The organism is Deltaproteobacteria bacterium RIFCSPHIGHO2_02_FULL_44_16, assembly GCA_001798185.1.
Classification (GTDB): Bacteria; UBA10199; UBA10199; order 2-02-FULL-44-16; family 2-02-FULL-44-16; genus 2-02-FULL-44-16.
Genome location: MGRM01000012.1, coordinates 17555 through 41006, shown reverse-complemented (window position 1 = coordinate 41006; position 23452 = coordinate 17555). Strand labels below are relative to the sequence as shown.

Here is a 23452-nt window from a genome sequence, read left to right as displayed (position 1 = left end):
TGAAAATTGATGTTTAAGGACAATCAACCGTTCCATTGCCAAGACAACGGCAGCTTCCCTTTGGCGGGCCACCGCAGTTTCTACACTCGTATTCCCATGTATAATTTCCGGAACCTGCCACCTGCCTTGTTCCATCTCTGGCAATCAGAACATAATTGGTGCTTCCAGGCGCAGGATCTCGCACACAAAAGAGAGCCGTAAGGGCAGGGCTTGGGCAGTCAAGGTTTGTCGTTCCTGACTGACCATCATTTCGATCCCATCGCCGGGTGTTGCAGTCATAATCGGTTACAATGTGTGAGCTTGTTGGTTGTCCCAGAGAATCGACACTTGAGACATCTATGGTGAGTCTTACGGTGTTTGCCTGAGGATTGTCCTCACGTATGCTTGTCGTCGTCCGGTCAAAAGAACGTGGGGTCCCGTTGATCGTGAGCACCACTTGATCTTTTGTGGTCGCTGTTTCTGTCCATGCTGGGCAACCGGGAAGGCCAACCCAGTAATCAAATGTTCCAGTGCAAACTCCTGACCTTCGCGTTGGACAGAGTCTGCAGAGACTATAATCATTATGCGGAATCGAAACCGGAGCACATCTGATAGCACATGACGGAGCACAATTGGGGTGTCTATTCCAGAGGCTTTGATTTGTATCACAGGGGCGACATTGGGCATCATATTGAAACATAGTATCCGGCGCCCCGGCATATCGATCTTTACAGAGCGCCGGAGGTGTTACTGGTCCGGTTGACCCTTGTTGAGGACAGGCAGTTCCATTGTCACCATCTTGTTGTGGAATCGGATCTGGATCTTTTAATTCACCATCTTGACCTCTTACAAGGGCGGAAGAATTCGAAGGTTCGCCATTTGTGCCAGCTCCTCCAGCTCCGTAAGATTTTGTCTCGCTTACGCCGCCATTACCCGGTGGCGTTCCATCTCCACCTTTTCCGGCTTTAACAGGATTATAAATAAGATTTTGATAAACATGACCGCCATTTCCTGGCGTGCAACCTGCAATAGGACAGTTTCCACCTTTCCCTGCGGTGATATTGAGTTTTCCGCCATTTCCTCCATTACCTCCTTCCGGAAAATCGCCACCGGCATGACATCCACTTCCACCTTTGCCTGCATTTCCAAGACCTGAAATTTGTGTCATTCCTTGTCGCTGGATCGCGCTTATGCCACCGTCGCCGGCTCGAACTTGAGAAGGAGGAAAGATAAAGCTCGGATCAACGACATTGCCTCCATCACCATAACTTATATCAACATCTCCTGATTTTGCTCCTGCTTTTTCTGTCGTAGTCGCTGAAGCATCATCCTTTCCATCTCTTCCTGAAAAACCAGTAACCAAGGCAATACCCCCATGACCTGCGCGTGAAACACGATAATAGGAAGCTGTTGGAAATGGTTGTTGACCAGGTAAATGAACAAGATGCGGGATTTGGTCAGGTGCCTTGAGATTTCCACCATCACCTGCTGCAGCTGAAATAAGAGTTGTCGGCTCACCCAATTTATTGACCGGTTTATCGCTTATATCACAGGTGATATTGCCACCGTCTCCCGCTTCAACACTCCCTTCGCCTCCACGCCCCGCGACAAGGCGTAAAGCGGCAAAGCTTTCGATTTCATGTTCATTTTGAATCGAGCAGAAAATGTCTCCCCCTTTGCCACCTTTTCCACCTTCAATTTTGATCGCCGGTTCTGTCACTCCGGAAAATCGCAGCTCTCTTGAATTCAGTTTCAACTGACCTGCCTTGCTTCCATCCATTGCAACCAGGAGAAGATTTCGTCCTTGGCCTGACAAACCGCTGTCATCAAGACGAATATGGACGCCGTCTGCACCATTCCCAAGTTGTAGGTGCGGTTCTCCAAAAAAGAGAATGTAACCGCCGGGCGCAAAGAGAGAAATGCTTCCTCCCTCGCGAAGCGGGATTCCGGTTGAAAAATCGATATCCTGAAAAAGACCAACCGGTATTTCACTGAGCGGAGCTGGAGGCCCATCTTCTGCTACAATCTTCGCTAACGCCGTAAGTTCAATATTTCCATTCGTGGCAATGAGCGTGATCGAGCGACCGGAGACGAGTTTTGCGACATCGAGAATATTTCTATAGTAAGGTTGCGAGACTGCAGCAGGTTGAGCTATCGCTTCATTCCGAAAAATAAGATGTATCATCTTTTCAAAAAAACGGGACTGTTGAGTTTTTCGGGGTGTAAAGCCGATAAAACCATCAACTTTAATATTCCCGCTCTTCGCCGTGATTTTTACCTCTTTGATTTCAGGATCATCCGGGAGTTGAAAGAGAAGTTTTCCTTTAATTGTAATATCCGAAAGGCTTTGTATCTCTGTGGTTGTGACAATACGTTCCTCATCAGCGCTGACATTGAGTTGAGGAACTGTTTCAATTGATGAGGTAGCTTCCGGTTGACTGTCACAACCAAAAGCTAAAAAAATGAGCAAAATACAAAAAGATCGCAAAAAAGACATAGGGGTATTATAGAGAATGGTCATTCAAGAAGGCAAGCAACTTTTCCTTCATTTTTTCGATAATGACAGTAAGAAGGGATGGGGGACATCGATGGTTCGCATTATAATCAATCCGAATGCCGGTATAACGGTCTTTTATGACGCTGATCTTTCTGCGACCCCTTTATGCGAAGAACCGCTTCTTTCTTTCGATCCACTTATAGATCCGGTTCCAGACGGCATTTTTGATGCTTCTGATCTCCAGAGTTACTTATCCTCAATTTCTCTTGATAAACTCATCGCGGCACCGGTTAACGTCACCAATGAAGTTGACGCTTTGCGTGCTCGTGCTCTTCGATATACTTGTCCACCAGAACAGGCTTTTCGAGAGACGAATGCTCAAGATATTCGAATTGTTGTGAGTGTGAAAGAGTTGGATGATTTTTTGAGAAAGGCGACTGCACTTGAGAAGGGGGCTTTGAATGCTTTCGTTTGTTCTTCTTCCTCTGATCTCGTGATGGAGTATCGTGATGGATCGATGATCCCTTTCAAGGAATTTCCAGGAGTTTCCTTTTTGTGTTCTGAAATAAAATTCATGACATTTGAAGAAGCAATTGACGCCCTCCAAGGTTTAGATCTTCGATCTGCTGAAAGAGACGATATTCGTCATGTGTTCGACACGCTTGAGCAGTACGATCTTACACTTACACGAGATATTTCTTCTCTCGATAAAGCTCTCCAATTTGTTGATGCCATCAGAGGAAAGCTTTTTGGATTGCAAGTGCCAAAGATCAAAGCTGATCTTGCACAAATCCCTGCAGATATTTTGGAAGAGATGGCGTTTGCGGAATTCGATGCGAGAATTGAGGCTAGTATGTATCAAGGGATTAATGAAGACGAACTCTATGGTCGTGCAACAGCTCTTGTCAAAAAGTTTGCGCGTCATGCTTTGAAGCTCGAATCCAATTCTCTTTCCCCCAATTATACAAAAATGGGAAATCTGGTGCGTGACATGGGTGAAGTGCCGGACCCCTATTTTCAAGATGCCATTACACAACTGCTTGCATCAAAGCGTTATGTTGAAGCGCTCTATCTCTGTCAGCATTTCACCAAAAATGATGAACAAGCAGCGGCTCTTCAACGTATTTGCAATGCAATGTCCGAGGCCCAAAGAACTTTCTACTCTCAACTCATTCTCCAGCTTAAAGCAAGGACACCAGAACCTCGCCCTGATTAGGGTCTGTTTGCAAAATTGATTTTATAACCCGTTTGTCATCCTGAACGAAGTGAAGGATCTCCCGTGATCACTGGAGATTCTTCGCTCTGCTCAGAATGACAACAAGAATGATTTTGCACCTTAAGAAAAAAGTAAGGTTTGAAACAAAGTTGTATACACCTTCCACCGCGGAACTTTCATTACGTGATCTGTGTCGGGCCAATTTGAAGATGCCGTCAATTGATCGAGCGTTTGATGACCAAGTCTCATCGGAAGGAGGACTGCTGCACGGAGTCGTCGTTCCTGAGAGGGGAGAAATGCAACATAACGAACACCAGCGCGAAGCATGTCGTGTGTTTGTGCGATATAGGATGCGAGAAATGATTTCATTTTTGGTCTGAGATTGACATCAATAAGATCACGAGGTGCAATTCCATTTTGCGTGAGCGCATCTTCCGGAAGATAGCAACGACCTTGTTCCAGATCGTGTGGAAGATCGCGGAGCACATTCACCATCTGAAGTCCTTTGCCAAATTGTTCGCCGATCTCTTCAACTTCATGAGTCCAGGTTGCTGCAAATGGGTAATGAGCTTTAAGAATACGGGTCCAAAATATTCCGACACAACCTGCAACTGCATACGTGTAACGATCAAGCGTTTCTGCTGTGGGGAGAGCTCTCATTTGATGCTGATTAGTGAAAAAAGTGAGGTCCAGAATCATTCCTTGCGTTAATTCTGGAAGAAGCCATCGGATATGACGTTGGTCTTCAAGTGGCAATGCGTCGAGGGTTATAAAAAGGTCCGGAATAGCATGCAGGAGCTCGCGCTCAGCAACAGAACCACCACGATAGAAGAGATTCACTTCGCCATGAAACGGCAGGCCCCGCAAAAACACATCGCGATAAGTGTGAAGGACCGAGAGACGCTTTTCTACCGGAATAATGTCGGTATCAGCAATCGTATCTGCGGCTTTACAAAAAAGAAAAGCAAGACCGAGAGTTTTTTGTAGGGGCTCCGGGAGAAGAAGAAGGCTCAAATAAAAAGAGCGCGAAACGTTTTTTAAAATCCTTTGAAGTTTTCGATCCATGTGCGCAGGATAATAATGCCTTTTCTCCAGGTTGAAAGTCGAACTTTTCGTTGATAGATGATCGTCGGATTTTTTTCAAGTGTGTGGAGAATCCCTTCATAGGCTCGTGCCATGAGCATAGCTGGAAACCATTTCCCCCTTTCCATTTTATCATCCGGAATATTTTCAAACGCCAGGCGAAAAAAATGACGAGCGCGTTTCATTTCATGACTGAGAAGCATGCAAATGGCCTTGGAATTTCGACGCTGTTGAAAATCTTCTATGCTGACGTGAAAGTGGTGAAAATCTTCCTGTGGAAGATAGATTCGTTGACGATCGAGATCTTCGACCACATCTCGAAGAATGTTGGTGAGCTGAAGTGCTTTCCCAAAAGCGATGGCGATCTCTTCATGGTGTTTTGTCGGTTCAATCCCAAAAATGCGAATACAGACAAGTCCCACACATGAAGCCACCCGGTAACAATAGAGTTCAAGCTCAGCGAACGTGGCATACTCGTTTTTTTCAAGATCCATTTCGCATCCATTCACAATATCCATCAGGTATTGTTGGGGGATCGCATAACGGCGAAGATAGGGAGTAAGCGCCAGTCCAATAGGATGCTGTGGTGTACTGACATACATTCGATCGACTTCCATTCGCCAAAAGCTGAGTTCTGCTCGTGCTGTGGTTTTGTCTTTGGCCTCATCGACACTCGCATCGACACTCGCACAAAAAGCGTAAAAAGCTTCAAGCGCTCGACGTTGATCTTTTTGTTGCAGAAAGGGGAGAGTGTAGAGAAAATTGGAACCACTTTTTTTACACACATCATGACAATATGCTTGTGGATCCATCGGCATCATTTTAAAACCTCTGAGAAATGTCCAAGTAATGTCATCGCGAGGAGGCCAAAGGCCGACGTGGCGATCTCCCGAAAACACTGTTTGCAGGGGATTGCTTCGTCGCTATGCTCCTCGCAATGACTTCTCCATGGTTTTTTCAGAGGGCTCATTTTGTGAGTCGATCTAACGCTTCACGATATTTTTGCTGCGTTTTCTGAACGATTGCTTCAGGAAGTTTTGGCCCTGGTGGTTGTTTATTCCAGGTGAGCGTGTCGAGATAATCGCGCACAAACTGTTTATCAAAACTCGGCTGCGCCGTTCCAATTTTGTATTGATCTTTTGGCCAGAAGCGCGATGAGTCTGGTGTTAACAATTCATCAATGATCATCAATTCGTTATTGTAAATACCGAATTCGAATTTTGTATCAGCAATAATGATTCCTCGTTCAAGAGCATATTTTGCACAGGTGGTGTAGACACGAAGACTGACTTCTTTCACTTTTTCTGCGAGTTCACTTCCAATCAAATTTTTCACTTCATCAAAAGAGATATTTTCATCATGCTTCCCCATTTCCGCTTTGGTTGATGGAGTGAAAAGAGCTTCTGGTAATTTCGCTGATTCTTTTAATCCCGCAGGAAGTTTGACGCCGGACGTTGATCCCCTTTTCTGATATTCGCGCCACCCTGATCCTGTGATGTAGCCTCGAACAACTGCTTCCACGGGAAGGGGCTTCGCTTTTTTTACGATCATCGATCGCTTTTCCAACTGCTCACGTTCTTTTGCGTTCGTGATAACATTTAAAAGGGGAGTAGTTGAAAGATGATTTGAGACAATATTTTTTGTACGTTCAAACCAGAAGCGCGACATCTGCGTCAGCACCTCTCCCTTGCCTGGAATCGGAGTCGGAAGAATGACATCGTAGGCTGAAATGCGATCTGTGGCGATAATCAAGAGCTCGTTCCCGAGATCATAGATGTCACGGACTTTTCCCCGTTTTGGAGGTTGAAGGTCTGAAAGGTTGGTTTCATGAATCGCTGTCATAAGAAATGCTCTATATAATGAAGCATTTCAGAGCTCAATGGGTTTTTCATTCAGATTTTTGTATTGAAATTTCGTAATCGTGTTGAAAAAAATCGATCACGATATTTCCGTTGGCAATGTGCACATCAGAGCGATCCGCAAATCCTTTTTCTGTTTGATACACTTCTATGCCTGAAGCAATGAGTCGATCAATGACAGATGGGTGTGGGTGAAAATATTCATTGTCATTTCCGACCGAGATAAGTGCAATCTCAGGGGTGGTGTGAGCGAGAAAATCGGTGTTAGTACTCGTATGACTTCCGTGATGCGCTACTTTGAGAATATCGATATCGCCAATTTCAGATCCTAATGCTGTTTCAAGATCAAGGGTTTGAAACGGTGGATTTCCCCCTCCGCCTGTAATGTCTCCACTTAAGAAGAGCCGATGATCGCCGATGGTGACGAGAAATGTCAGGCTTCGACTATTTTCATCATCGCTGTCTGTTTCTTCAACAAAAACATGAAATGAACTTTCGCCGAAAGTAAATTGATCTCCTGAGACCAGAGCTGTTCGTTTCTCTTTGGCGATGTTTTCATAAGTTTTATAAGAAGCAGTTATGGGGAGATCATCCCTCCCCCGATCGAAATAGCCATCGCTTGGTTGATACTGGCGTACAATCTCAGCAATTCCGCCGATATGATCTTCATGATAGTGAGTGACAAGAATGCGGCTCAGTAATTGAATCTCTTCTTGATGCAGAACATTTAAAACTCGAGTTCCTCCCAGAAGTGTATTTCCGCTATCAATGAGAATCGCCTCTTTTTGTGGTGTGATCAGAACGATGGCATCGCCTTGTCCAACATCAATGACGATCATGCGAAGAAGCAACTCTTTCGTTTGAGTGTGTGCGGATATGCTTGTATCTGGTGTTGACGATGGGACTGATACGGATGGTCCACAAGCGGCGAAGAAGAAAATGATGAGAGCCAAAAGGTGCCTGACATCTTTTTGGCACGGGTTTTGTGCAAAAAAGTGTCTGGCACTTCTTTTGGCGAATCGATTGCAGACCAAAAGAAAGAGCCAGACGCTTTCTGGCACAACATCATGCCAGAAATTCGTCAGGCTCCTTTTGGTCTGCTTCATATGCGTTATTTCTATTGCAAAGAAAGTGCCGTGAAAAATTCTTGAAATTCAACGCAGGGGTCTTCACAAAGTGGAGCGTTTTTTATCATCTTGTACGTAACCACTACACTTTCATTTTCATCGCCTCTGAAAATCTGTTGCTTTTTCTGGCATAAGTTTTGCTTTTCACAAAAGAATGAAATTGTTTTTTGTTTTTCTTTTTCATCTCCTTTTCCTTTTTTCTGTTCCCCTCGATGCCGCAGAGGAACCCGATATTGTTGCTGTTCAGGATGCAGCGCTTGCGTACGCGCATCTTGCTCCTGATGAAATTGGATCTTGGAAAAAACGCATTCTTCTTTCAGCGCTTCTTCCGCGCTTGCAATTGGAATACGGTCACAATCGTCTCAACGATATTCATGTCGATGTTGAAGATTCAATCTACGTGGGGAGTGCTGGAGTAACGGTTGGTCCAGATGAGTCGACCTATGCACAAAAGGCAGCTGCGCGCGAAAACTATGGAATACGCGCGATTTGGAATCTTCAGGAACTTCTCTTTTCACGAGATCAACTTCAGATTTCTGCTGAAACACGAAAACTTGCTGAAGAGCGTTATGGTCTTCTCAAAGAAGTGAATACCCATTTTTATAAACGACAAAAATTTTTGATGGAGTTGAATGATGCGCAAATCTCAAAAGAGATAAAAAAGATCTCTTTTTTGCAACTGCAGATTGAGGAATCAATAGCGCACATCGATGCTTTTACAGGCGGTTGGTATCGACGCCAATTGGAGAAACCATGAAAATCTTGATGACGAGCACGCTTTTCTTTTTTCTCGCTTGCGGTGTTTCACTTACTCCGCCGAGTGTGAAAAAGAATGACGAACCAGCGGCGAGTTCAGATGTTCTTGGAGTAAATGATGATGCCTTAGACGATACAGAAGAATCAAGCGCAACGAATTCCGAAGGCTCTTCCTCGCAAACATCAACAGAAAATATAACGCGTATTCGACCATCATTTTTGGTGATTCATGAATTTCTTTACGATCTCACAGGCGCTGATGGTGATGGAAAACTTTTTGTCGAACTTTTTGGAACCCCTGGGACAGATGTGAGTGATTATCAAATTCTCTTTATCAATGGAGACGGCGGAACTGTGACGGATACCATCAAAATTCCATTGGATATGCATTTGCGAGACAATGGTCTTTTTGTGATTGCTGACGCGAAAACAGGAACCGAAAATCAAACGTATGTTGAGAATGAAGATTATATCGACAATTTTGATCCACAAAATGGTCCTGAATGTCTTCAACTTCTTGATGATCAAGGAGCGCTTCTTGATGCTGTCGGTTATGGTTCTCCACTTCCTCTTGCGGCTTCAAATGGAGAAATCTGTTTTGAAGGAACTCCTGCAGAAGATGTGAGTGCTGATCAAAGTTTGTCACGTCGTGATGGAATTGATACCGATGACAATGCCGCAGATTTTCTTTCTCTCGACACTCCCTCTCCTGGTTTCCTCTAGGAAGATAATTGACAAAATGCAGTGCTCCACATAGCGTCCGCGACCATGTTCATTTTTACAAGGGGGGTACATGGTGGTATCGATGATGCATGCAAACAACAAAGAAATGGTCTCTGTTGCGTCGAGGAGAATTGAAATGGAAACTGATGTCCTGCAGCGAATGAGTGAACACGATCATGAACAAGTTGTGTTTTGTCAGGACAAACAGTCTGGCCTGAAAGCGATCATTGCAATTCATAGCACGCTTCTTGGGCCAGCTCTTGGCGGTGTTCGTATGTGGCCTTATGAAACTGAAAACGATGCTTTGCGTGATGTTCTCCGACTTTCACGAGGCATGACCTATAAAGCTGCCGTAACAGGCCTTGAACTTGGTGGTGGAAAGGCAGTTATTATTGCAGATCCCAAAAAAGATAAGAGTCCTGAACTTTTTGAAGCTTTTGGTCGTTTTGTTCATACCTTGGGGGGGCGTTATATCACCGCAGAAGATGTCGGCATTAATGTTGAAGATGTCAATGTGATCCATACCCAGACAAAGTATGTGGTCGGAACTGGGAAAAACGAAGGTGGAAGCGGGGATCCTTCTCCTTATACGGCTCTTGGAGTTTTTCAGGGGATCAAGGCTTCGCTTGAAAAAACATTTGGTAATAATAATCTTTCAGGAAGAGTTATTGCAATTCAAGGTGTCGGCGCTGTCGGAGCAAAACTTGCAAAACTTTTGGTCGCTGAGGGTGCACGAGTACTTGTGTCAGATATTGATCTTGAAAAAATTCGTCGACTTGAAAACGAGATTGCTCTTGAAGCGGTCGATGACAGCTCTATTTATGATTTGGACTGTGATGTTTTCGCTCCCTGTGCCCTCGGAAGTATTCTGAATGATAAAACCATTCCGCGCCTCAAATGTCGGGTGATTGCAGGGGGGGCAAATAATCAGCTCGAACGACGTGAACATGCCGAGGTCTTGAAAAAACGTGGCATTCTTTATGCTCCTGATTATGTCATTAATGCAGGAGGACTGATCAGCGTGTTTCAAGAGATTCAGGGTTATGATGAAAAAGAGTGTCGTGAAAGAGTTAAAGCTGTTTATCAAACATTATCTCAAGTTTTTGATATTGCTAAAGAAAATAATATAACGACCGCCATTGCGGCTGACCGTTTGGTGGAAATGAAACTTGCCGATGCGCGCAAAGCAAAAAATCCATTGAGTTAAGAAAAGCTTGCCAAAGCTGCGTTTTTTCTATAGGTGGAAAAAGCTTTCGTGAATGGAGAGTATCTGAGAAGTGGGCCGGTGGCCCACTTTTTTTTCACCCCTATTTATGTATGAATCATTATTACAGCGAATTGAAGAGATCATTACTCCGATTTTAGGCCAACTTGGGCTTCATCTTGTGGAGCGAGAGTTTTTGCAAGAATACGGAAGATGGATTTTGCGTCTCTATATCGATAAACCAGAAGGGGGCGTCACCATCGATCATTGTCAAGAAGCTTCGAGAGTTCTTGGAAGCGCTATCGATGTCGAAGGAATGATAGATCGGACATATACGTTAGAGGTTTCTTCTCCTGGCATTGACCGTCCACTTCGCACGGAAGAAGATTTTTGTCGATTTGTGGGATCGAATATTCGACTGAAAACAAAATATCCTCTTGAAGGACGAAGTCATTACAAAGGAATTCTGAAAAGATTTGAAAATGGGAATATTTATATGGAAATTGATGAGAAAGAATACTGCATTCCTCATCAATCATTGCACCGAGCACGTCTCATTGGAGAAGTGACTTTTGGAGGAAAACATTAAATATAATTGAAATCAGGCTGTTCAAAAAGGCCCAGATGCAAGGCAGGCAGAGGAAGCCGACTGAAGCGTACTTGAAGGTACGCTGCAAGGAGCGCTGACGATGCCAACGCAGCAGATGGAACTTTTTCAACGAACTGTAAAAGGAGAGAGTATGGCGCAGGGAATGTTTCAAGATCTAGGAAGAGTCCTCGAAATGGTCAGTCGTGATAAAAGTATTCCGAAGGAATATTTGGTTCAGGCTATTGAGTCAGCTTTTTTGACTGCGGCTCGCAAAAAGTGGGGTCATTTAGGAGAGCTTGAGGCTCAATACAATGATGAAACAGGAGAGATTGAACTCTTTCAATTTAAAACCGTGGTTGAAACGATTACGGATGACAACATCGAGATGACAATTCCTGAAGCACATAAGCTCGATCCTGATGCGCAGGTCGGAGATAGTCTCGGAGTCAAGATGGATCCCAGTATGTTTGGTCGCATTGCAGCGCAAACAGCGAAGCAGGTGATCATTCAAAAAGTTCGTGAAGCAGAACGTTCTATTGTCTATGAAGAATTTAAGGGACGTATTGGAGAAATTATCACCGGTATCGTGCGTCGCTTTGAGCGAGGCGACATGGTGATTGATCTGGGCCGTACAGAAGCAGTGATTCCTCGCACGGAGCAGGTTTCAAGTGAACATTATCGTACAGGAGAGCGGATCCAAGGACTTTTTGTTCGCGCCGATCGCGAAGGTCGTGGTCCTGTGCTGATCTTGTCACGACGCGATCCTAATTTTGTCCGTGAACTTTTCGCCGTTGAAGTTCCCGAAATCTCGGAAGCGATTGTCGAAATTCGAGCCGTTGCGCGAGAACCAGGTGTGCGTTCCAAAATTGCTGTTTACTCTCGCGATCATGATGTCGATCCGGTTGGAGCGTGTGTTGGAATTAAAGGATCGCGCGTGCAAAGCGTTGTCGGAGAACTGAAAGGTGAAAAGATTGATATCGTTAACTGGGACGAAGACCCAGCTCGTTTTGTTTGTAATGCGATTGCACCTGCTGAAGTTTCCAAAGTTATTATTCGTGAACATGAAAAGGTGATGGAAGTTGTGGTTCCTGATGATCAGCTTTCTCTTGCGATCGGTCGTCGTGGACAAAATGTTCGTCTTGCCGCTCTTTTGACAGGTTGGAATATTGATGTTTATAGTGAAACAAAAATTGAACAGGTTGCAAAGAGAGCGCGCCGTGTCTTGGTTGAAATTTTTGGTATTGAAGAGGGAACAGCTCTTGTTCTTTATTCGCATTCCTATCGAAGCTTTGAAGACATTGCGAAATCTTCCGTGGAAGACTTTTTAAAAGTACCTGGCCTTGGAGAAGAACAGCTTCGACTTATGCATAAAAATGCGATGAATGCGGTGAAGGAAGGCAAGTCGACAAATATATTGATCGCAAAAATTATTGAACAAGAGGACCGCGAAGCAAAGCAAAAGGCGCAGGAAGAAGCTTTGAAGAAACAAGAACTTGAAAATATGCAGGAAGAAAAAAATGAAGAAGAAATAAAAGAAGCAGAAGAGGGTGTGCATGACCACAAATAGTGAAAAAGAAACACATGATGTAAAAACAGAAGTGGTAGAAAAGCGATTAAAGCCAACGCTTATTCGCCGTCGAGCATCTGCTCTTCCTCCGCCATCTGAGGCAGAACAAAGCGCTGAAACGACTTCAGTTCCAAAACAAGAACAAACCGTAGTTTCGTCTGCTTCCGCTCTTTCTTCACCAGAACAGCGTGCAACAACGACTCCTTCGTCAACTCCAGCTAAAACAGGGGAACCAAAGATTGGTCTTGTTGGTCACATCAATTTAGTTTCGACAGATGCAACGCGCGAAGATTGGAAAGAAAAGTTGCAGCGAGGACCGAAGCGTCGTCGAAGTCGTGATGAGCTGGAAATGGAAAATATTCTTCGTGCTGGCGGTCTAAAACAGTATGCGACCATTAATGTGGTTGAAGAAGATCCATCTTCTGAAGTTGTAGAGGAGGCTGTCGTCGTTCCCGAAGAAGTGGTGGAAACAGCTCCTTCCGTTGAGCGTGTTTTTCAACCCATCGCTCGTCGAAAAAAATCAACGCGTAAGGGATTTAAGAAAACAGAAATTACAGAACCAAAAGCGATTAAAAAAGTAATTCGTATTGCAGAAGCCATGTCAGTTTCAGAACTTTCACAAGCAACAGGGAAAAAGGTTTCGGAATTGATGAAACGTCTCGTGGATTTAGGCATTATGGTGACCGTGAATCAGCGAATCGAATTTGAAGTCGCTTCTATGATTGCAGAAGAATTGGGGTATAAAATCGAGCAGACAGCGTTAAAAGAAGAAGACCTTCTGACGTTGCCACTTGAGAAGATTTTACAAGAAAATATAAAACCTCGTGCGCCAGTGGTGACGGTCATGGGACATGTCGATCATGGAAAAACATCGCTCCTTGATGCCATTCGGAAAACAAATGTTGTAGAAGGGGAAGCAGGCGGGATTACACAGCACATTGGCGCCTACGAAGTTTCCATTCCTAAAGGGAAACTCACCTTTTTAGATACACCAGGCCATGAAGCCTTTACCAGCATGCGAGCTCGCGGCGCAAAAGTAACTGATATTGTGGTTCTGGTTGTTGCCGCAGATGATGGAATCATGCCGCAAACGGTTGAAGCGATTCATCATGCAAAAGCCGCAGAGGTTCCGATTATTGTCGCGATCAATAAAATTGATAAGCCAGGAGCACAGCCTGAACGCGTGAAGCAAGCGCTTACAGAACACGAACTTGTTCCAGAAGAATGGGGCGGGGATGTGATCTGCATTCCAACATCTGCAAAAACCAAAGAAGGAGTCGAGAAACTTTTGGAGATGATTTTGCTTCAAGCAGAAGTGTTAGAATTAAAAGCAGATCCAACGATTCGTCCAAAAGGTGTGGTTGTTGAAGCCCGACTTGATAAAGGTCGCGGACCTGTTGCAACCCTTATTGTGCAAGAAGGGACATTGAGAGTTGGAGACTTCATTGTCTGCGGTTTTGCTTATGGAAAAATTCGTGCGATGACCGATGCCACGGGAAAAGTCATGAAAGAAGCTCTCCCTTCTCAGCCGGTTGAAATTCAGGGTCTTTCTTCAGTCCCTGATGCAGGAGATGAGTTTGTAGGTGTTCTCGGAGAAAAAGAGGCGAGACAGATTATTGATGTACGCGAAGTAAAAGAGAGAAAGAAATCCAGTGGTGATCTCTCCACCACATCGCTTGAAGACTTACAGCGGGAACTCGCTGCTGGAGAGACAAAAGAACTTGTTCTTGTCATCAAAGCTGATGTTCACGGCAGTGCTGAAGCAGTTGCCGATTCCCTTTTAAAACTCCAAACAGACATCGTGAAAGTGAAAGTGCTCCATAAAGGTGTTGGCGGGATCACCGAAAATGATGTCATGTTGGCTTCTGCTTCCAATGCGATTGTGCTCGGTTTTAATGTCAAGCCTGATAGCAAAGCAAAAGCAGCAGCAGAGCGAGAACGGGTCGAAATTCGCTCCTATCGCATTATCTATGAAATGATTGATGACATTCGTAAGGCCATGGAAGGTCTTTTGGCGCCTGAAGAGTCTGAAAAATCACTCGGAACCATTGAGGTGCGCGAGGTTTTCAAAATTACCAAGGTGGGTCAAATTGCGGGATGTTATGTGACGAGCGGAAAAATCACTCGTAACGCACTTGTACGGCTTCTGCGCGATCAGGTTGTTGTCTATGAAGGAAAAATTTCTTCGCTCAAACGATTTAAAGATGATGCTCGTGAAGTCACTGAAGGATATGAGTGTGGTATTGGCATTGAAAATTTTAACGATATTAAAGTCGGGGATATCATCGAAGCTTATGTGATCGAGAAGAAAGCAGCTTCTTTGTAAAAAAAACGTGAAACAATCAAAACAACTTCCATTTGATCGAGCTGAGCGTGTCGCAGAACAAGTCTTTCATGTTGTGACAACGGCGTGTCAATATGAACTGAGTGACCCGCGCATTGATGGAGTTCGAATTACACGCGTGAAGATGACGAAAGATCTTCGCATTGTGCGGATTTATTTTTATGTTCTGCAGGAGCAGCAACATCGTCGCGATGAAATTGAAAGTGGACTCAAAAATGCCTCTGGTTTTCTAAAGCATCTTATTAACAATTCCGTAAAATTAAAATTCGTTCCCGAAGTAGAAATATTTTTTGATGACATCCTTGCACAAGAAGAGCGCGTTCATCACCTCTTGGATGCTGCCGAAGGAGTTTAAACAGATGAAGGGGACGAACGACGTTATTGAACTCTTATGTCAATCAAAGAACGTTCTTGTTGGCTCACATTATAATCCCGATGGAGATGCCATTGGTTCTCAGTTAGCGCTTGGGGTTGCGCTTGAACGAATGGGGAAGAACGTCACCTTCTTTAATCGCGATGTGGTTCCTTTTAATTTAACTTTTTTGCCAGAGAGTCACCGCATTGTTCAAAAGCTTCCACAAGGAGCTTTGTTTGATACGGCTATTATGGTTGATGTCGCTCAACCCGATCGCGTGGGAGAGGCCTTTGAAAAAATTATTGGCAATGCGAAGCTTATTTGTATTGATCATCATATTCTCAAAGAGATCAAAGCAGATGCTTCTGTTGTCGATGCAGAGGCTTGTGCAACCGGTGAGATCTTAATCGGACTTTTTAAAAAAATGAACGTCAAACTCGATCAGCAACTTGCACTTTATCTTTATACGACACTTGTCGTTGATACCGGTTTTTTTTGTTACTCGAATACGTCAGAACGAGTATTGCGTCATGCTGCAGATTTAGTTGCGTGTGGAGTTGACCCTTCGGCAGTTGCAACGGAACTTGAACAAAATTATCCACACGAGCGATTTGCTCTTCTTGCACAATCACTTCAGACACTTGATATCGATGTGGACCTTGAATACGCTTCCATGACCGTGACGCAAGCCATGTTTAAAAACACCGGAGCTACTGCTGAACTGTCAGAAGAATTTGGAAATATTCCTCGTTCTCTGAAGGGGATCGAAATTGCCGCTCTTTTTCGTGAACTTCCAGATGGACGTGTCAAAGTTAGCTTACGATCAAAAAAAGAATTCGATGTCGCGGCAATTGCCAGACATTTTCATGGAGGCGGACATCTTCATGCGGCTGGATGTACCATAGAAGGCCCCATTGAAGCTGCGCGAGCGCAGATAAAGGCTCAAATAAAGCAAAAAAAGAGATAGTTTTTTCTCCTTTACAAGCAAATAAACCCCATGTTAGGAGCACGAGCACTTATGGTTCTTGCAGCAAAACAAAAACAGGAAGTGATTGGTAAATTTCAGGATCACACATCCGATACCGGTTCGGCGGATGTGCAAATCGCGCTTTTAACCGCTCGTATTGAACAGCTCAATCAACATTTCGATAAACATTCAAAAGATTTTACCAGTCGTCAGGGACTCCTGAAGCTCGTTGGTCGGCGACGTAAACTTTTAGCTTATGTGAAACGAACTGAGCCAGAACAATACAAAAAGCTTCTTGAGACGTTGAATTTACGAAAATAGGAGAAGAAGAGAGACTGATAATTTAGATGGAGTCTTGTGCCACAAGATTTGTTTTAAGTTATCACTCCTTTCTTTAACTCCACAAAAATATTGTTAAACAATGTCGTTTTCAAACTGTCATCGCATTTTCTCTCGGGGTACGGCTGCTCGGTTATGCTCCTCGCAGCCTCTGTTTCCGTCGGCGCATTTTTTCATAGAGCATAGATGCGCCTCCCTCAAAGGCCCCCTGCGAGAAAATCCTCGACAGTTTGAAGAAACACTCAAAAGATAAAGGAGAAAAAATGACACATTACATTGTAGAAACAGAAATTGGTGGACGTAAACTACGTCTTGAAACCGGAAAACTTGCAAGACAAGCTGGTGGTGCGGTGACGGTTCATTATGGAGATTCAGTTGTTTTGGTAACTGCAACGGTGAAAAATGAAGAATCTCTGAATAAAAGTTTTCTTCCTCTTTCTGTCGATTTCATCGAAAAAACATTTGCTGCAGGAAAAATTCCAGGCGGTTTTTTTAAGCGCGAAGGTCGACCTTCTGAGCATGCTACATTGACGAGTCGCTTTATCGATCGACCCATTCGACCACTTTTCCCAGATGGATTTTATCAGGAGACCCAAGTTTTAGCGACGGTTCTCTCTGTTGATGAACAAAATGATGCTGATGTCATGTCCATGATTGGGGCCTCTGCTGCACTTTCAATTTCGAATGCCCCTTTTCTCGGCCCCATTGCCGGTGTTCGGGTCGGTCGCGTGAATGGAAAACTGATCGTAAATCCGACTCCAGCAGAAGATGAAATAGCTGATCTCGATATTATTGTGGCGGGGACAAAAGATGCGGTGGTGATGGTTGAAGGAGGAGCAAGTCAGGTGAGCGAAGCAGATATGATTGCCGCTATTATTTTTGCGCATGAACACATGCAACCGCTTATTGCTCTTCAAGAGGAACTCGTCAGAAAAGTAAAACCAAAGAAACTCGAAGTTGTTCCTCCAGTGCAAGAAAAAGACCTCGAGATGAAAGTAGAAGAGTTTTTACAAGGGAAATTGGAACGAGCGGTGACGATTCCGGTGAAGCAGGAACGCTATGCAGCGCTTGATCTTTTAAAGAGCGATCTGGTGGCGACACTTGTTCCTGTAGATGATGATGGAGCCATCACAGAAAAAGTAAAAAATATTTATTCTGAAGTGAAGAAAACATTTGTTCGTTCGATGATCCTTTCAAAACATAAACGTATTGACGGTCGTGGATTGCAAGATGTTCGAGCGATTTCATCTGAGGTAGGTTTGTTACCACGAACTCATGGTTCAGCGCTTTTTACGCGAGGAGAAACACAAGCGCTGGCAGTTGCGACCTTAGGAACAAAAGAAGATCAGCAGATTATTGATAGTATTGAAGGCGAATATGAAAAACGCTTTATGCTTCATTATAATTTCCCTCCCTTTAGTGTCGGAGAGGTGAAATTTATTCGAAGTCCAGGACGACGAGAAATTGGTCATGGAGCATTAGCTGAACGAGCCATGTCTCGAGTTCTTCCTTCTGAAGAAATTTTTCCTTATACAATTCGAGTTGTTTCTGAAGTTCTTGAATCAAATGGTTCATCATCGATGGCGACCGTGTGTGGTTCGACACTTGCTCTGATGGATGCTGGAGTTCCGATTACTGCTCCTGTTGCAGGGGTCGCCATGGGGCTTATCAAAGAGGGGAATCAGACAGCTATTCTGACAGATATTCTCGGTGATGAAGATCACCTTGGTGACATGGACTTTAAAGTGACCGGAACGCAAAAAGGGATCACTGCTCTTCAGATGGATATGAAAATCAAGGGGATTACAAAAGAACTTCTTGAACAAGCCCTTTCTCAGGCGCTTCAAGCGCGCATGTTGATTCTGGAGAAGATGGAGGAAACGCTTTCGGCGCCTCGTGCAGATCTTTCTCCTTATGCGCCAAAGTTAACGCGATTGATGATCCCACGAGAGAAGATTGGGAGTCTTATTGGGCCAGGTGGAAAAACCATTCGTATGATTTGTGAAGAGACAGGCGCTACGGTGAGCGTGGATGATGACGGCACCGTTCTTATTGCTGCGGTGGATCAAGAACAAGGTAAGCGTGCAGTACAATTGGTGAAACGTTACACGCTCACTCCTGAAGTCGGCAAATATTATTTGGGCCGAGTTCAAAAGACAGTTGATTTTGGCGCTTTTGTAGAAGTGATTCCCGGGACCGATGGCCTCATTCATATTTCGCAGATGGATTCCACGCGCGTCAATAAAGTCGAAGATATTCTCAAAGAAGGTGATGAAGTTGTCGTGAAGGTGATCGAAATCGATGAGAAGAGCGGAAAGATTCGTCTCTCGCGCAAAGATGCTTTTGGGCATGAGGGAGAAGTGGAATCCGTATAATATGGTTTTAATTTTTTTTCCTTAAGGAAAAAAAGATTGATATTTTTTTTGCCTTGAGGCAAAATTCTCACATGCATTCTAAGCGCCTCCTCCAGTCATTTATAGAAGAAGACCTCTCTAAAAAGATGGTTTTTGTCGCTGGTCCACGCCAAGTTGGAAAAACGACACTCGCAAAAAAAATCCTCAAGACGAAGGAAGAAGGCATCTATCTTCTCTGGGATAACCGTGATGATCGAAAAAAGATATTGCGAGCTGAATGGCCTGCTGAAAAAGCGACGATTGTTTTTGACGAACTTCACAAGTATCGAAAATGGAAAGGGTGGCTCAAAGGAGAATTTGATAAACATCGTGATCATCTGAACTTCCTTGTCACCGGAAGCGCTCGCATGGATATTTATCGGCGCGGTGGTGATTCATTGCAGGGGCGATATCATCATTATCGACTGCATCCTTTGAGCATCAACGAACTTTTGTCGATCATCCCTTCAATCACTCCTGGGAAAAAACTCGTGTTTTCAAAATCTTCTTCACGGAGTGATTTAGCAGATCTCCTTTGCTTCAGTGGTTTCCCTGAACCACTGTTTTCGGGATCGAAAAAGGAACATCGGCGTTGGCAAAAAGAACGGTTGGATTTGTTTTTTCGCGAGGATGTCCGCGATTTAGAAAATATTCGCGATCTCTCGTCGATGCAGATTGCTGCCGACCTTCTGCCGTTTCGAGTGGGATCGAAACTTTCGCTGAATGCCTTGCGCGAAGATCTTGAAGTCAGCCACAAGGCCATCAACCACTGGATGGATATTCTTGAACGACTCTATTTTATGTTTCGTCTTCGACCGTTTACAAATAAAACCGTTCGAGGTTTGAAGAAGGAAGCGAAACCTTATCTGTGGGATTGGTCGCTGGTGAGCGATCCGGGGGGTCGATTTGAAAATCTGATCGCATCTCACTTGCTCAAGTTCTGTCATTTTTTGGAAGACACCGAAGGTTATGCAGTTGAACTTTTTTATCTGCGCGATGCACAAAAGCGAGAGGTTGATTTTGTGGTGACCTTCAATCGCCAACCGTGGTTTGCGGTTGAGGCAAAATTGAGTGATACTGCGGTTTCGCCGCATCTTCGCTATTTTGGCGATCGCCTTCGGACGCCTTTTTTGTATCAGGTCGTGCTCGAAACCAAGGAGGATGTGTTGAAAGATGGCGTGCGCGTGATGCCGGCGACAACTTTTTTAAGTGCACTTGTGTAGTCGAGACAATCTAACGGTTTTCGAAAAATCTCCTTTTTCCCAAGCGCGATAGAGGCGTTCGACTTGTACTCGTGTTTCTTCAAGACTTCCTGTGTTCTCAATCACGATATCAGCTCGCTTCACTTTTTCTTCGATCGGCATTTGCGCTTTCCAGCGAAGCTGCGCTTCTTCCTGAGAACAGCCATGTTTTTTACATGCGCGTGAGATGGCTATCTCTTGGGGAGTGTGAACTACGACAATGAGATCAAACATCGATTCCATGTTTGTTTCATAAAGAAGTGGAATCTCAATCACACAAAAGGATGCCCCCATTTTTTCCAAAGTGATGAGTTGTTTGGAAATTTCTTCTTTTACTTTGGGATGAATGATCTCTTCGAGTTTTCTTTGTTTTGTTTCATCATGAAAAATGAGAGTAGCGAGTTTTTTGCGATCAAGAGAATGATCAGACAGAAGAATGTCATTCCCAAAAAAATCAACGATCTCTTTCCATGCCGGGGTTTGGGGAAGAGTGATGTCATGAACTATCTTATCAGCATCGAGAAGCTTCGCTCCCATCTCTTCAAACATTGAGGCCGCTGTTGACTTTCCAGTTCCAAAATTTCCGGTAAGCCCAATTTTTTTCATTCTTTTCTCAAATGGAGCTCCAAGTTTTTGATGAAGTTCACGAATGGCAGGATTTTCAAATTCCTGTTGTTTCATCACTTCTTCAACAGAAGCTACAAAATCGTCCACGGTCCATTCGTCTTCTTTGCGCTTTCGCCATCGCCGCCAGAAGAAAAGTTTTTCAAGGATGTTTTTCATGAGTGATTCTTTTTACTTCTTCGAGAAGCAGGTCCTTCTGATTTTTTTCAGGATGATCAAGGACCATCTCGACGAGGTGGGTAATGATGTTTCCAAGGAGTGGGCCAGCAGGAATGCCAAGCTCCATCAGATCGTGACCATTGACCGTAAGGTCTTTTGCGCCAAAAGGAGGTTTTTTTGCGAGCTCTTCTTGAATGCGCTTTTTCAGACGAAGCACTCCTTTGACGCCTTGCGGATATTTTCCACCGCGATTATCTGCAAATCGTAAATCGAGAAGTTTTAAGATAATATCTTTTCCAATCTTTGCAATGAATCGTCGAATTGCTCGTTCGGTAAAATGAGCTTTTGTTTCAAACATGTGTTGTTCGACAAGTTTGCAGACAAGAGATGGATCAACGCCAATGGTTTCTACTTTCATCTCCCTCATCCATTTTCGCGCCATACGAGCTGAAACAATTTGATGACCAAAAAAAACTGTTCGCTGAGAAGCCTCATGATAGCGCTCTGTTTTTGCTTTCCCCACATCGTGAAAAAGAGCAGCGAACATTAAATTGATTTCACCTGGTTCCAAAAGTTCTGGATCATTTCGAGCTGCATCGAGAACTCGCATGGTATGAGCAAAGACATCATCGCCCGGTTGTTTGTCTTGTTTTAAATCGATGAGGATTGCAAGATCAGGAAAGACGTAACGGAGAAGGTCGGTCTCCTTCATGAGATAAAATCCACGAGAGGGTTTTGGCGCTTTCATCAGTTTACGGATTTCGTCGATCACCCGCTCCGCAGAAATAGTGCTGATAAGTTTTGCATTCGTTCTGATCGATTCTTTTGTCGCTGGCTCGATTTCAAAATCAAAGCGCGCCGCAAATTGGATGGCTCGAAGCATGCGAAGTGGATCTTCTTCAAAAGCTTTTGGAAAAACGATACGAAGGAGCTTGTGCTCCAGGTCCTCTTTTCCGTGAAAGGGATCGATGATGTGTCCGGTCTTGATATCCTGAGCCATGGCATTGATGGTGAAATCGCGTCGACCTAAATCTTCTTCGAGTGGAAGGGAAGGATCAAAGGAGACTTCAAAATCACGATGACCAACTCCAGTTGAATATTCTTGTCGTGGAAGGACGAAATCGATCGCTGCGCGATCTTCCTTGGGGGTAAATTTGATCACACCGAAAGATTGACCTACAAGCTGCACTTTTCCAAAGCGCTGCAATATTTTGGTGATCTGTTCGATTTCAAGAAGTCTTACTAAATAGTCATGATCATCACGAGTTCGATTGAGAAGTCGATCTCGTACTGCTCCTCCGACTTCATAAACCTGCGCGCCTGCTTCGAGGAGAGCTTGCAGATATGGCAACATATAAATCACTTCGTGTCTACAAAGGAACGGACTTCAGCAGTCGCAAGTTTTTGCGAGATCCATTGTTCAAAAAAATCGACATCCGGTGTCGCTGGGGATTTGATGTTTTTTGTTGGTACTTTCATTTCTCGATGGACAAGACGCGCGACGCAGAAAGTTTTCTCCTTCACAATCGGTTTTTCAAGGAGGGGTTTCTCTTTCCTCAGAGCAAAAAGACGTTGTTGATCTTCAAAAGAAAACGTTGTTGGGATTTGGTGACGCTCTGTCAAAGAAACAGGTCCTATTTTTTTTATCGTAAGTTGATAGTGACGAATGAGATCTTCCCATTTTTGTTTTTTATCCTGAGTCAAAAAAAGTTTCGCTATGGCTTCGACTTCAGACTCGTTCGTCACCAATTTTTTCTCAAGGAGTGTTGGAACGCTGAGTTCAACCATTTCAAATGTCCACTGTTCGTTTTGGAAAGAATTGTATGCTTCAGAAGAATAAAGCGAAAGCTTTGCATGCTCAAAAAGTTTTTGCGTCAGGGCAAGTCGCAGATCATCTCTGACCACGGTTTCATATTGAAAACCATAACGTTGTGAAAAGAACGGAAGATATTGATGTCGATAAAAAATGGGATCAAAAGATCCTTGCTGAGTTTTCTGCGTGTTGACAATATAATCTGCGAGTTCTGCATCAGGAATAAAAACACCGAGTCGATCTGCTTCCTGAAGTGCTAATGTGCGAAACATGAGTTGACGTAGAGCATTTGATTCTGCGAATTTTTTTGCAAAATCGGGAACGGCCTGATTTGAAAAAGATTGTTTGAGCGATTCTAAATTCCGTTCCGTATAGAAACGATACAGACTTTCCGGAATAGGAATATTATTCACCATGGCAGCCGGTTTATCTTCACTCAAACCAAAGTTTTGGAGCCCGGCGTAACCAAAAAAGAGAACAAAGGTGAGGATAATGGCACCGAGCGTTACTTTGATGACCCACGAAGAGGCATGTTTGCGAAGAAGATCAAGCATCGGCGTTTTGATAGTGAAATAAGCCAAATAAATCAATAATTTTTGTTGATCTCCTCAAGGCGC

At 44.1% G+C, this 23452-nt stretch carries 21 protein-coding genes; 12 read left to right on the top strand and 9 right to left on the bottom strand.

Features of this window, described 5'->3' with window-relative positions:
- Nucleotides 1-13: 13 nt before the first annotated feature.
- Nucleotides 14-2500 (bottom strand): hypothetical protein, encoded by a 2487-nt coding sequence (locus tag A3C46_08960; GenBank protein OGQ22399.1) that lies wholly within the window; start codon nt 2498-2500, stop codon nt 14-16.
- On the opposite strand from A3C46_08960, the gene A3C46_08955 reads away from it, so the two are divergent.
- On the top strand, nt 2493-3692 hold the full coding sequence (locus A3C46_08955) for a hypothetical protein (GenBank protein ID OGQ22398.1): 1200 nt from the start codon (nt 2493-2495) through the stop codon (nt 3690-3692). The genes A3C46_08960 and A3C46_08955 overlap by 8 nt on opposite strands.
- Nucleotides 3693-3812: 120 nt before the next feature.
- Here A3C46_08955 and A3C46_08950 read toward each other — a convergent pair whose 3' ends face one another.
- From A3C46_08950 to A3C46_08930, 5 genes are all read right to left on the bottom strand, one after another.
- Nucleotides 3813-4757 (bottom strand): hypothetical protein, encoded by a 945-nt coding sequence (locus A3C46_08950; protein OGQ22397.1) that lies wholly within the window; start codon nt 4755-4757, stop codon nt 3813-3815.
- Nucleotides 4730-5587 carry a hypothetical protein gene (locus A3C46_08945; GenBank protein OGQ22511.1) on the bottom strand — a complete coding sequence of 286 codons (858 nt, stop codon included), beginning with the start codon at nt 5585-5587 and terminating at the stop codon, nt 4730-4732. Before A3C46_08945 ends, A3C46_08950 begins: the two co-directional genes overlap by 28 nt.
- A 154-nt stretch (nt 5588-5741) precedes the next feature.
- Nucleotides 5742-6617, bottom strand: coding sequence for a phosphoribosylaminoimidazolesuccinocarboxamide synthase (locus A3C46_08940; protein ID OGQ22396.1), 876 nt, complete (start codon nt 6615-6617; stop codon nt 5742-5744).
- Nucleotides 6618-6663: 46 nt separating this feature from the next.
- Nucleotides 6664-7473 (bottom strand): hypothetical protein, encoded by an 810-nt coding sequence (locus A3C46_08935; GenBank protein ID OGQ22395.1) that lies wholly within the window; start codon nt 7471-7473, stop codon nt 6664-6666.
- Nucleotides 7470-7700 carry a hypothetical protein gene (locus tag A3C46_08930; protein OGQ22394.1) on the bottom strand — a complete coding sequence of 77 codons (231 nt, stop codon included), beginning with the start codon at nt 7698-7700 and terminating at the stop codon, nt 7470-7472. Before A3C46_08930 ends, A3C46_08935 begins: the two co-directional genes overlap by 4 nt.
- A gap of 221 nt (nt 7701-7921) precedes the next feature.
- Between A3C46_08930 and A3C46_08925 the strand changes: the two genes are divergently transcribed.
- The 11 genes from A3C46_08925 (at nt 7922) to A3C46_08875 (ending at nt 20221) form a co-directional block, all read left to right on the top strand.
- The gene (locus A3C46_08925; protein OGQ22393.1) at nt 7922-8518 is read left to right on the top strand and encodes a hypothetical protein; all 597 of its coding nucleotides are present in this window, start codon (nt 7922-7924) and stop codon (nt 8516-8518) included.
- Nucleotides 8515-9240, top strand: a complete 726-nt coding sequence (locus A3C46_08920) for a hypothetical protein (GenBank protein OGQ22392.1) — start codon at nt 8515-8517, stop codon at nt 9238-9240. The genes A3C46_08925 and A3C46_08920 overlap by 4 nt, the downstream gene beginning before the upstream one ends.
- A 136-nt stretch (nt 9241-9376) precedes the next feature.
- Nucleotides 9377-10447, top strand: coding sequence for a leucine dehydrogenase (locus A3C46_08915; GenBank protein ID OGQ22510.1), 1071 nt, complete (start codon nt 9377-9379; stop codon nt 10445-10447).
- Nucleotides 10448-10553: 106 nt separating this feature from the next.
- Nucleotides 10554-11033, top strand: a complete 480-nt coding sequence (locus A3C46_08910; GenBank protein ID OGQ22391.1) for a hypothetical protein — start codon at nt 10554-10556, stop codon at nt 11031-11033.
- A gap of 151 nt (nt 11034-11184) precedes the next feature.
- Nucleotides 11185-12600, top strand: coding sequence for a hypothetical protein (locus A3C46_08905; GenBank protein OGQ22509.1), 1416 nt, complete (start codon nt 11185-11187; stop codon nt 12598-12600).
- Entirely contained in the window at nt 12587-14926 is a 2340-nt protein-coding gene (locus tag A3C46_08900; protein OGQ22390.1) for a translation initiation factor IF-2, read from the top strand. The genes A3C46_08905 and A3C46_08900 overlap by 14 nt, the downstream gene beginning before the upstream one ends.
- Nucleotides 14927-14933: 7 nt before the next feature.
- Nucleotides 14934-15299, top strand: a complete 366-nt coding sequence (locus tag A3C46_08895) for a ribosome-binding factor A (protein OGQ22389.1) — start codon at nt 14934-14936, stop codon at nt 15297-15299.
- A 4-nt stretch (nt 15300-15303) separates the two neighbouring features.
- Nucleotides 15304-16266: a hypothetical protein gene (locus tag A3C46_08890; GenBank protein OGQ22388.1), complete on the top strand. Its 963-nt coding sequence runs from the start codon at nt 15304-15306 to the stop codon at nt 16264-16266.
- Between the two features lie 51 nt (nt 16267-16317).
- Nucleotides 16318-16587 (top strand): 30S ribosomal protein S15, encoded by a 270-nt coding sequence (locus tag A3C46_08885; GenBank protein OGQ22508.1) that lies wholly within the window; start codon nt 16318-16320, stop codon nt 16585-16587.
- Between the two features lie 281 nt (nt 16588-16868).
- Nucleotides 16869-18980, top strand: a complete 2112-nt coding sequence (locus tag A3C46_08880) for a polyribonucleotide nucleotidyltransferase (protein OGQ22387.1) — start codon at nt 16869-16871, stop codon at nt 18978-18980.
- Between the two features lie 71 nt (nt 18981-19051).
- Nucleotides 19052-20221: a hypothetical protein gene (locus A3C46_08875; GenBank protein OGQ22386.1), complete on the top strand. Its 1170-nt coding sequence runs from the start codon at nt 19052-19054 to the stop codon at nt 20219-20221.
- On the opposite strand, the gene A3C46_08870 is transcribed toward A3C46_08875, so the two are convergent.
- The 3 genes from A3C46_08870 to A3C46_08860 all read right to left on the bottom strand — a co-directional run bounded on the left by A3C46_08870 (nt 20204) and on the right by A3C46_08860 (nt 23425).
- The gene (locus A3C46_08870; protein OGQ22507.1) at nt 20204-20845 is read right to left on the bottom strand and encodes a dephospho-CoA kinase; all 642 of its coding nucleotides are present in this window, start codon (nt 20843-20845) and stop codon (nt 20204-20206) included. The genes A3C46_08875 and A3C46_08870 overlap by 18 nt on opposite strands.
- A gap of 160 nt (nt 20846-21005) precedes the next feature.
- Nucleotides 21006-22376 (bottom strand): hypothetical protein, encoded by a 1371-nt coding sequence (locus tag A3C46_08865; protein ID OGQ22385.1) that lies wholly within the window; start codon nt 22374-22376, stop codon nt 21006-21008.
- Nucleotides 22377-22381: 5 nt separating this feature from the next.
- On the bottom strand, nt 22382-23425 hold the full coding sequence (locus A3C46_08860; GenBank protein OGQ22384.1) for a hypothetical protein: 1044 nt from the start codon (nt 23423-23425) through the stop codon (nt 22382-22384).
- Between the last annotated feature and the right edge of the window lie 27 nt (nt 23426-23452).